The organism is Bacillus sp. FSL R5-0447, assembly GCF_038606125.1.
Lineage (GTDB): Bacteria > Bacillota > Bacilli > Bacillales > Bacillaceae > Bacillus > Bacillus velezensis.
The window spans coordinates 153552-162500 of sequence record NZ_CP152012.1; the positions used below are offsets into that span (position 1 = coordinate 153552).

Annotated in this window: 11 protein-coding genes and 1 rRNA gene (1 of these 12 cut by a window edge); 9 read left to right on the forward strand and 3 right to left on the reverse strand. The window is 45.8% G+C overall.

Annotated elements, in window-relative coordinates:
- Positions 1–11 precede the first annotated feature (11 nt).
- The 4 genes from truA to NYE68_RS00910 all read left to right on the forward strand — a co-directional run bounded on the left by truA (position 12) and on the right by NYE68_RS00910 (position 2670).
- Entirely contained in the window at positions 12–755 is a 744-nt protein-coding gene (gene truA / locus NYE68_RS00895) for a tRNA pseudouridine(38-40) synthase TruA (protein WP_015416678.1), read from the forward strand.
- Between the two features lie 159 nt (positions 756–914).
- Positions 915–1352, forward strand: coding sequence for a 50S ribosomal protein L13 (gene rplM / locus NYE68_RS00900; RefSeq protein WP_003225844.1), 438 nt, complete (start codon positions 915–917; stop codon positions 1350–1352).
- Between the two features lie 20 nt (positions 1353–1372).
- On the forward strand, positions 1373–1765 hold the full coding sequence (gene rpsI / locus NYE68_RS00905) for a 30S ribosomal protein S9 (RefSeq protein ID WP_003225846.1): 393 nt from the start codon (positions 1373–1375) through the stop codon (positions 1763–1765).
- Positions 1766–1902: 137 nt separating this feature from the next.
- Entirely contained in the window at positions 1903–2670 is a 768-nt protein-coding gene (locus NYE68_RS00910) for a class I SAM-dependent methyltransferase (RefSeq protein WP_015416679.1), read from the forward strand.
- 13 nt (positions 2671–2683) lie between these two features.
- Here the strand turns inward: NYE68_RS00910 and NYE68_RS00915 are convergent, their stop codons facing one another.
- The gene (locus NYE68_RS00915; RefSeq protein WP_324636175.1) at positions 2684–3157 is read right to left on the reverse strand and encodes a DinB family protein; all 474 of its coding nucleotides are present in this window, start codon (positions 3155–3157) and stop codon (positions 2684–2686) included.
- Positions 3158–3287: 130 nt separating this feature from the next.
- On the opposite strand from NYE68_RS00915, the gene NYE68_RS00920 reads away from it, so the two are divergent.
- The 3 genes from NYE68_RS00920 to NYE68_RS00930 all read left to right on the forward strand — a co-directional run bounded on the left by NYE68_RS00920 (position 3288) and on the right by NYE68_RS00930 (position 5637).
- Complete coding sequence (locus NYE68_RS00920) at positions 3288–3731, forward strand: DUF2521 family protein (protein WP_007410416.1); 444 nt, start codon at positions 3288–3290, stop codon at positions 3729–3731.
- 60 nt (positions 3732–3791) lie between these two features.
- Positions 3792–4505, forward strand: a complete 714-nt coding sequence (gene cwlD, locus NYE68_RS00925; RefSeq protein ID WP_007410417.1) for an N-acetylmuramoyl-L-alanine amidase CwlD — start codon at positions 3792–3794, stop codon at positions 4503–4505.
- A gap of 79 nt (positions 4506–4584) precedes the next feature.
- Positions 4585–5637 (forward strand): Mrp/NBP35 family ATP-binding protein, encoded by a 1053-nt coding sequence (locus tag NYE68_RS00930; protein WP_007410418.1) that lies wholly within the window; start codon positions 4585–4587, stop codon positions 5635–5637.
- A gap of 32 nt (positions 5638–5669) precedes the next feature.
- On the opposite strand, the gene gerD is transcribed toward NYE68_RS00930, so the two are convergent.
- Positions 5670–6227 (reverse strand): spore germination lipoprotein GerD, encoded by a 558-nt coding sequence (gerD, locus tag NYE68_RS00935; RefSeq protein ID WP_007410419.1) that lies wholly within the window; start codon positions 6225–6227, stop codon positions 5670–5672.
- Between the two features lie 107 nt (positions 6228–6334).
- Here gerD and kbaA point away from each other — a divergent pair, with 107 nt between their 5' ends.
- Complete coding sequence (gene kbaA, locus NYE68_RS00940) at positions 6335–6931, forward strand: KinB-signaling pathway activation protein (RefSeq protein ID WP_007410420.1); 597 nt, start codon at positions 6335–6337, stop codon at positions 6929–6931.
- Here the strand turns inward: kbaA and pdaB are convergent, their stop codons facing one another.
- Positions 6932–7696, reverse strand: coding sequence for a polysaccharide deacetylase family sporulation protein PdaB (pdaB, locus tag NYE68_RS00945; protein ID WP_011996204.1), 765 nt, complete (start codon positions 7694–7696; stop codon positions 6932–6934). It abuts the gene before it with no gap.
- Positions 7697–8100: 404 nt separating this feature from the next.
- Between pdaB and NYE68_RS00950 the strand changes: the two genes are divergently transcribed.
- A 16S ribosomal RNA gene (locus tag NYE68_RS00950) occupies positions 8101–8949 on the forward strand (it continues 701 nt past the right edge of the window).

The following is an 8949-nucleotide window of genomic DNA, read 5'->3' on the forward strand; positions in this document are numbered from 1 at the left end:
GGTGCTGCTGAATGAGAGTGAAATGTACCATTGCTTATGACGGGCATTTATTTAACGGATATCAGGTTCAGCCTGGAAAGCGGACCGTTCAAAGTGAATTGGAAAAAGCGCTGGCCGTCATCCATAAAACGGACGGCAGAGTGCCTGTGTACTCATCCGGCCGCACGGACAGCGATGTTCATGCTGCCGGGCAGGTCATTCATTTTGATACACCGCTGTCCATCCCGGCTGAGAAATGGCCGTTTGCGCTCAATGCCCTGCTGCCTGATGATATTGCCGTCAAAACAGCAGAGATTGCGGATGATGGGTTCCATGCACGATTTAGCGCGGTCCAAAAGGAATATCGCTACTTTGTATATACGGAGAAACACCCGGACGTATTTAAACGACATTACGCTTACCATTTTGCATATCCGCTTAATGTGCAGAAAATGAGGGAAGCTTCAAGGCACCTCGTCGGGACACATGATTTCACAAGCTTTTGCGCGGCTGATACCGCGGTTCAGGATAAAGTCAGAACGATTTACGAGCTGGATTGGACTGAGACCGGAGACGGCCTGCAGATGCGGATCACCGGAAACGGTTTTCTCTATAATATGGTCAGAATCATTGCCGGAACGTTATTGGATACAGGAGCTGGAAAATTTTCTCCCGATGATGTAAAAGCAATGCTCGAAGCGAAGGATCGCGAAGCCGCGGGGCGCACCGCACCGGGGCACGGGCTGTATTTATGGAGCGTTTGCTATGACAACTAAACCAGGTGTAACATTTTCTTGACAGAGTCTGCATAAAGTTATAAGATATCATATGGTATGTATTTCAACCCCACGATAAGCCCCGGAACTTATTGTGTTGTGAAATAGAACGTAATCGAAGATTATTGAAAATGACAGATTATTTAGGAGGGAAATTCAATGCGTACAACACCTATGGCTAACGCAAGTACTATTGAACGCAAGTGGTTAGTTGTTGATGCAGCAGGCAAGACTTTAGGACGTCTTTCTACAGAAGTTGCATCTATCCTTCGCGGGAAACACAAACCGACTTACACACCGCACGTTGATACTGGAGATCATGTGATCATCATCAACGCTGAAAAAATCGAGTTAACTGGTAAAAAGTTAACTGACAAAATCTACTACCGTCACACTCAACATCCAGGCGGATTAAAATCAAGAACTGCTCTTGAAATGCGTACAAACTACCCTGAGAAAATGCTTGAGCTTGCTATCAAAGGCATGCTTCCAAAAGGTTCTCTAGGTCGTCAAATGTTCAAGAAATTGAACGTATACCGTGGTTCTGAGCATCCACATGAAGCACAAAAACCTGAAGTTTACGAACTTCGCGGTTAATCAAAAAGGAGGTTACCAATTTGGCACAGGTTCAATATTACGGTACTGGCCGTCGTAAAAGTTCTGTAGCGCGTGTGCGCTTAGTTCCAGGTGAAGGTCGTATCGTCGTTAATAATCGTGAAATCAGCGAGCACATTCCATCTCCAGCTCTAATCGAAGATATCAAACAACCATTAACTTTAACTGAAACAGCTGGTACTTATGATGTTTTAGTAAACGTACATGGAGGCGGCTTATCTGGTCAAGCTGGAGCAATCCGTCATGGTATCGCTCGTGCTTTGCTTGAAGCAGATCCAGAATACCGTGCAACACTTAAACGTGCTGGTCTTCTGACTCGTGACGCTCGTATGAAAGAACGTAAAAAATACGGTCTTAAAGGCGCTCGTCGTGCACCTCAGTTCTCAAAACGTTAATCGTTTTGGATGGCAAAAACCACAACTTCTTGGTTGTGGTTTTTTTGTATTTTTTTCTCATATTCAAGAGGTTATCCGATGTTTTTCTAGAATTGTTTGTTATACTCTATTCATTACCAATAAGGAGCGCAGTTATAATGAATAAGTTAGTCATACATAACAGCAAGGCATGGGATAAAAAAGTCGAAACAGCTAATGAATGGACGGTTGCGGTTGATTCTCATACGATTGGTGAAGCGAAAAAAGGCAATTGGAGCATCAGAATGACCCCCGGAAAAGATGTGCCGGCGGATTGGTTTCCGCCCGTAGACGGTCTGAAGGTTCTTTGTCTCGCTTCAGGAGGAGGACAGCAAGGGCCGGTCCTTGCTGCTGCAGGAGCGGACGTGACCATCTTTGACAATTCGGAAAAACAGCTTGCGCAAGACAGAATGGTTGCCGAGCGGGACGATCTTACGCTTCGGACTGTCAAAGGCAGCATGAATGATCTGAGCTGTTTTGATGATGAGTCATTTGATTTTATCGTGCACCCGGTATCGAATTGCTTTGTTGATACGGTTCTTCCGGTATGGAAAGAAGCTCATCGCGTATTGAAAAAAGGCGGGTCTTTAGTCTCCGGTTTTGTAAATCCCGTCGTGTTCTTATTTGATATGGATTTAGAGCAGGAAGGCGTACTAAAAGTAAAGTATTCCATTCCGTTTTCGGATGAAAAAGATCTGAGTAAGAAAAAGGTAAAGGAACTTATTGATAATCATGAAGCGCTTGAATTCGGCCATACGCTGGAGGATCAAATTAAAGGTCAGATTGACGCAGGCTTCATGGTTGCCGGTTTTTACGAAGACAAAGGCGGCCTCGTGCTGGATGAATACATTAATACATACTCCGTAACAAGAAGCATTAAAATATAAAAACGGCATCCCGTCAGAGGTGCTGTTTTTTTGCGGCTTTTTCCTGCGGACGGCTGATCACATTAGCCGAAACCGGTTCTATTCCAATTTCTCTGGCCCAAACCGACAGTTGTCCCATATGGTGAATCTCATGCGCAAGGATGTGGCGGAGAATATCTTCTTTAGGAAAGGTTTGGTCCATCCAGCCCGGCTTAACAAGATCCGGTCCTTTGCGGGAGCCCGCATGAATGACATCCTTCCGATATTGTTCAGACAGCTTTCTGAGATCCTGAATGCTCGTATAGTCAGACTCAGCAGGTAAAACATCATCTTTACCTAAAATGGCACGAGCCCAGCTGATCTCGACATCAATGATATGAAATAAAGTCCGCAAGATGCTCTTCATTCCGCCCGTCCGGGTTTTCGTCAGTTCCTCCCGGCTCAGCTTTTCACATATCATAAACCACTCGTCACGCACCGTCCAAATGTATTGAAACAGTTTTTTCATCACGTCACCTCAGCTCTTTATTCTTCCAGTTAACATAAAACTCCTTCATTTGGGAGGATTTCCACTATCAACAAAGCATGCTTTTTCCCTTTTCCTTTCAAAATAACAGTAAAAAGGAGCGTGGCTGGCAATGGCAGAAGTATTATCTTTTTCAGACGTGAAACGCCAGAAGGATTTTGAGCTTGAGAAGAGTTTACTAAAGGAGCTGTCACTGACGCAGATCATTCAGTCCGTAAAAGCATGTCTTACGCCTTTGTTTCCCTTTCTTCAAGACGAAAACGGCATTCTGAGTGAAGGATGCATAGATTTTGCAATTGAAGCGTATTTATTAGGCGGCCGGTTCGGCGTCTTTGGCTATTATGGTGAGTCCTTGCAGAGGGCAAACGCCCGTTCGGCAGAAGAAGAGGAAGAACTGACGGTCGATTTTTTTGAATATCTTTGCAATTGGACGCATGAGCAATATTCTTCCGTTGAACAAAAAGAAATCTATGAAGCGTCCTGCCGGTTTATCAACAGCTGGTGGACGGAAGGATTTCTGCAAAGAGAAAAACAATGTAAGCTCCGCATGAGGTAATCATAATTTCTTCCCTTGTCCCATACTTATGAATAACGGGGACAAGCGGGAGGGAAAGGTATGACAAAAAAGCTGAAATGGCTCGGTTTTTTACTTGGCTTTATCATATTATTGTGTTTATTCCGGTTTCAATTCCATAATGATGATTCCTGGCGGCCGTGGAGTCTGCCGCTGAGCGGGAAAATCATCTATCTCGATCCGGGACACGGCGGACCGGACGGAGGCGCCACGGGAGGCAGTCACCTTGAAAAGGACATTACTCTCGAAGTGGCCTCCAGGGTCAGAGACTATTTGCAGGAGCAGGGAGCTTTGGTCATTATGACGCGGGAGACGGATACTGATTTAGCTCCTGAAGGGACGAAAGGCTACAGCAGACGCAAAGCGGAAGATCTGAGAAAGCGCGTGGAAATCATCAACCGTTCAGAGGCGGAGCTTTATATCAGCATTCATCTGAACGCCATACCGTCACCGAGATGGAGCGGCGCCCAAAGCTTCTACTATGGAAAATACGAAGAAAATGAAAAAGTGGCAAAATATATACAGGACGAATTGAGAATCAATTTGGAGAATACAACGAGAAAGGCGAAACGGATACACGGCATTTACTTAATGCAGAATGTAACCAAACCGGGCGCGCTGGTGGAGATCGGATTTCTGTCCAATCCCGCGGAAGCGAAAAGGCTCGGCCAGCCCAAATATCAGGACAAAATCGCTTCTTCCGTGTATAAGGGCGTATTGAGATACTTCACAGAGAAAGGAGACCCTCCCGAGTAAGGAGGGTTTTTCGCCGATTCTATGTTTAATATATGGTATAATACCATTTGTAAACGAATACACAAAGGGTGAGGGTTCGATGATAAGAGAAGATGAAGTAAGAAATATAGTCGGAAACATGCGCGAACCTTTTCTTCATAGACCGCTGGGAGAATTGGATGCCATTAAAGAAGTAAAGATCAAGCCGGAAAAACGGCATGTCAGTGTGAAAATTGCATTGGCAAAAACGGGGACGGCTGAACAGATGGGTATTCAGCAGGAAATCGTATCCGTTCTGAAAGAAGCGGGTGCGGAAACTGTGGGACTGCGGTTTGAAGAGCTGCCGGAAGAAACATTGGCGAAATTCAGCCGGCCGGCTGCTGAAAGCGAAACCCTGCTGAATAGGAAACATCCGCCGGTCTTTCTTGCGGTGGCAAGCGGAAAAGGCGGTGTCGGCAAATCAACGGTTTCCGTCAACCTGGCCATTTCTCTTGCGCGGCTCGGAAAAAAAGTCGGCTTGATCGACGCGGATATATACGGGTTCAGCGTGCCGGACATGATGGGTATTACAGTCCGCCCGACAGTAGAAGGAGAAAAACTGCTTCCTGTCGAAAGATTTGGAGTAAAGGTTATGTCGATGGGCTTTTTCGTCGAAGAAAACGCTCCGGTTGTGTGGAGAGGGCCGATGCTGGGCAAGATGCTGAATAACTTCTTCCATGAGGTTGACTGGGGAGAGGTTGACTATATCGTTCTCGATCTGCCGCCCGGCACGGGTGATGTGGCGCTCGATGTACACACGATGCTTCCGAGCTGCAAAGAGATTATCGTATCAACGCCGCACCCTACAGCTGCATTTGTAGCGGCGAGAGCGGGTTCTATGGCGATTAAGACCGATCATGAAGTTGTAGGGGTCATTGAAAATATGGCTTACTATGAAAGTGCAAAAACCGGCGAGAGAGAATATGTGTTCGGTCAAGGCGGGGGAGATAAGCTTGCAGAGGAATTGCAAGTGCCGCTGCTTGGCAGAATTCCTTTAAAACAGCCTGATTGGGACAAGGATCAGTTTGCGCCTTCTGTCTATGACAGAAGTCATCCGATCGGGGAAATTTATATGGGGATCGCCCAGAAAGTCATTGAAAAAACAGCTGAATAAAAAAGGGGCCGGGATCAACACGGCCCGGCCTTTTATTGGCTTTCTTTTTCAGAGCTTGAAGCTGCTTTTTTCAATTCATCCTCGAATTGCTTTTTGAAAAGCGGGCTGGAAAGTGTCTCTGTAATTACATCTTCTAAGTAACTGCGGAACTTTTGGCTTTTCACCAGCTCATAGTATTTTTTATCCATGCCGGGGTCCTGCATGATCTGCATAAAACTTTTCTGATAATCAGGGTCTTTCATCAGTTTTTTTATGATTTTTTCATGCTCGGGCTGAAGAGTTTTTGCAAAGCTCTCGGCGAATTTTGAGTCTTCAAAGATGGTTTTCCAGAACTCCGCCCCTTTTTTAGAGGTGAGGGTTTTCTCTATTGTGCCTTTAATGGCATTTTGATCAATCACCAATGCCTCATTCATCGCATCATCATTTAATATTTCCTTAATTGCCTTTTTTCCATCATCGGTCTTTAATATATCAACAACCATTTTTTTAGTCTGGTCATAATCCATATCCGCTGCTTGGTCTTTTGGAGCACAAGCTGTTACAGATAATAAAACAAAACAGCTTATCAATAGCGTTTTGGCTTTTGACATGCATAAGCTCCTTCCTTACTTGTACTTATTTTTAATATGATTCATCGGAATGGATTTATACATAACAAAATATCGCTGAACGCGATTGTCAGGGGGATGAATAAGAGATGAAAAGCCGCGGGCTTGTTCGATTTTTCTTTTCGATTTTAGCTGTGGGCGCTCTTATTACAAGCGTCGTGGGATTTGCTCTGAAGTGGGGGGAGTACAAGGGGTTCTTTCTGAATTTTGAGGCCGGTCAGATTTTCTCCGTTCTGATCTGGTTTATCGGGGTAGGCATGATTTTCAGTGTGATCAGCCAGATGGGATTCTTCGTTTTTCTGACGGTGCACCGGTTTGCCCTTGAAATTCTCAGATCAAGCTCGCTTTGGAATCTGCTTCAGCTGTTTATCATTTTGTTTGTCGCTTTTGATTTAATGTACGTCAGATTTTTGTTTTTCGGAGAGCGGGATGACTCGATTGCAGGGTTTGTCTGGCTGCCGCTGGCTCTGCTTGCCGTCGGCCTGTTGACGGCATATATAAAACAAAAGCAGTCCTCAAAAAATACGTTCGTTTCATCATTATTTTTAATGGTCGTTATTACAGCGCTTGAATGGGTTCCTGCGCTACGAGTGAATAATGAGGACTGGCTTTATTTGATGCTGATTCCGCTGATGGGCTGCAATGCGTTTCAGCTGCTAATGCTGCCGAAGTTTGCCCAGAGGTAATTATTTCACTTCTGATGACTTGACGTCAGTATTTGCGATCAGGTCGCCGACGGTCACGTTTTTCAGTCCTTTTTGCTTTAAATTGTGAATGATGGCGGGGAGGGCTTCTTCAGTCTGTGTTGCTGAATCAGAGGCGTGCAGCAGAACAATGTCGCCGCCTTTTATATGACTGTTTACATTTTCAATGATTTTATCAGGGCCGGGATTTGTCCAATCCTGCGAGTTAACGCTGTAATGAACCACTGAATAGTGGTACTGCTGTGCAATGGTAAGAACCTTTTTATTAAATTGTCCGGTCGGCGGGCGGAGTAAATGAACATTCTTCACACCCAGCTTTTTAAATGCAGTCTGGGCCCGGAGGATATCTTTTTTTATTTCATTGTCCTCTAGGTTGGTATAATTCTTATACGCATATCCCATGCTGCCGATTTGATGTCCGTCTTTTACCATACGTTCAACTGTGTCCGGGTGCCGTTCCGCCCAAGAAGCTGACAGAAAAAAAGTGGCGTTTTTAATACCGTTTGCTTTTAGCGCGTTCAGAATCGGAACCGCCTTTTCATCGCCCCAGCTGATATCGAATGTTAATGCGACTTCGCCCGCTTTCGTCTCCCCTTTTGAAATAGCCTTCGGGCCGCTATCAGTTAAAAATACAGGAAGGGGGACTGCTCTCTGTATATAAAAAAAGCTGGCTGCTGCAAATGCGGCAATGATAATAATAAGCAGCTGTTTTATCCTTCTGATGTGCCACACGTAGAAGTGATTCACTGATGACGCCTCCTTATCTTGTCCATGCTTGATTACATCGTATGCCGCGGCGGAGATGAATATAACGAAATACGTTTTAAAAAAAACGAAAAAAACACTTGCTAAATTCATCGAATGCATGGTATATTATTAAACGTCGCTGATGAACAGCAGACAACAACAAAAAGCTTCGGAAACAACTTAAAAAAAGTTGTTGACATAAAAGAAGCTGAGTGGTAAGATAATAAAGCTGCTTCAACAAGCGGTAATGATCTTTGAAAACTAAACAAGACAAAACGTACCTGTTAATTCAAAGTTTTAAATAAATCGCACAGCGATGTGCGTAGTCAGTCAAACTAAGGTCTGCACGATGCAGATCACACAGACGTTACTGCAGGATGCAGTGAACTTAGTCTGTGATCCATTTATCGGAGAGTTTGATCCTGGCTCAGGACGAACGCTGGCGGCGTGCCTAATACATGCAAGTCGAGCGAACAGATGGGAGCTTGCTCCCTGATGTTAGCGGCGGACGGGTGAGTAACACGTGGGTAACCTGCCTGTAAGACTGGGATAACTCCGGGAAACCGGGGCTAATACCGGATGGTTGTTTGAACCGCATGGTTCAGACATAAAAGGTGGCTTCGGCTACCACTTACAGATGGACCCGCGGCGCATTAGCTAGTTGGTGAGGTAACGGCTCACCAAGGCGACGATGCGTAGCCGACCTGAGAGGGTGATCGGCCACACTGGGACTGAGACACGGCCCAGACTCCTACGGGAGGCAGCAGTAGGGAATCTTCCGCAATGGACGAAAGTCTGACGGAGCAACGCCGCGTGAGTGATGAAGGTTTTCGGATCGTAAAGCTCTGTTGTTAGGGAAGAACAAGTGCCGTTCAAATAGGGCGGCACCTTGACGGTACCTAACCAGAAAGCCACGGCTAACTACGTGCCAGCAGCCGCGGTAATACGTAGGTGGCAAGCGTTGTCCGGAATTATTGGGCGTAAAGGGCTCGCAGGCGGTTTCTTAAGTCTGATGTGAAAGCCCCCGGCTCAACCGGGGAGGGTCATTGGAAACTGGGGAACTTGAGTGCAGAAGAGGAGAGTGGAATTCCACGTGTAGCGGTGAAATGCGTAGAGATGTGGAGGAACACCAGTGGCGAAGGCGACTCTCTGGTCTGTAACTGACGCTGAGGAGCGAAAGCGTGGGGAGCGAACAGGATTAGATACCCTGGTAGTCCACGCCGTAAACGATGAGTGCTAAGTGTTAGGGGGTT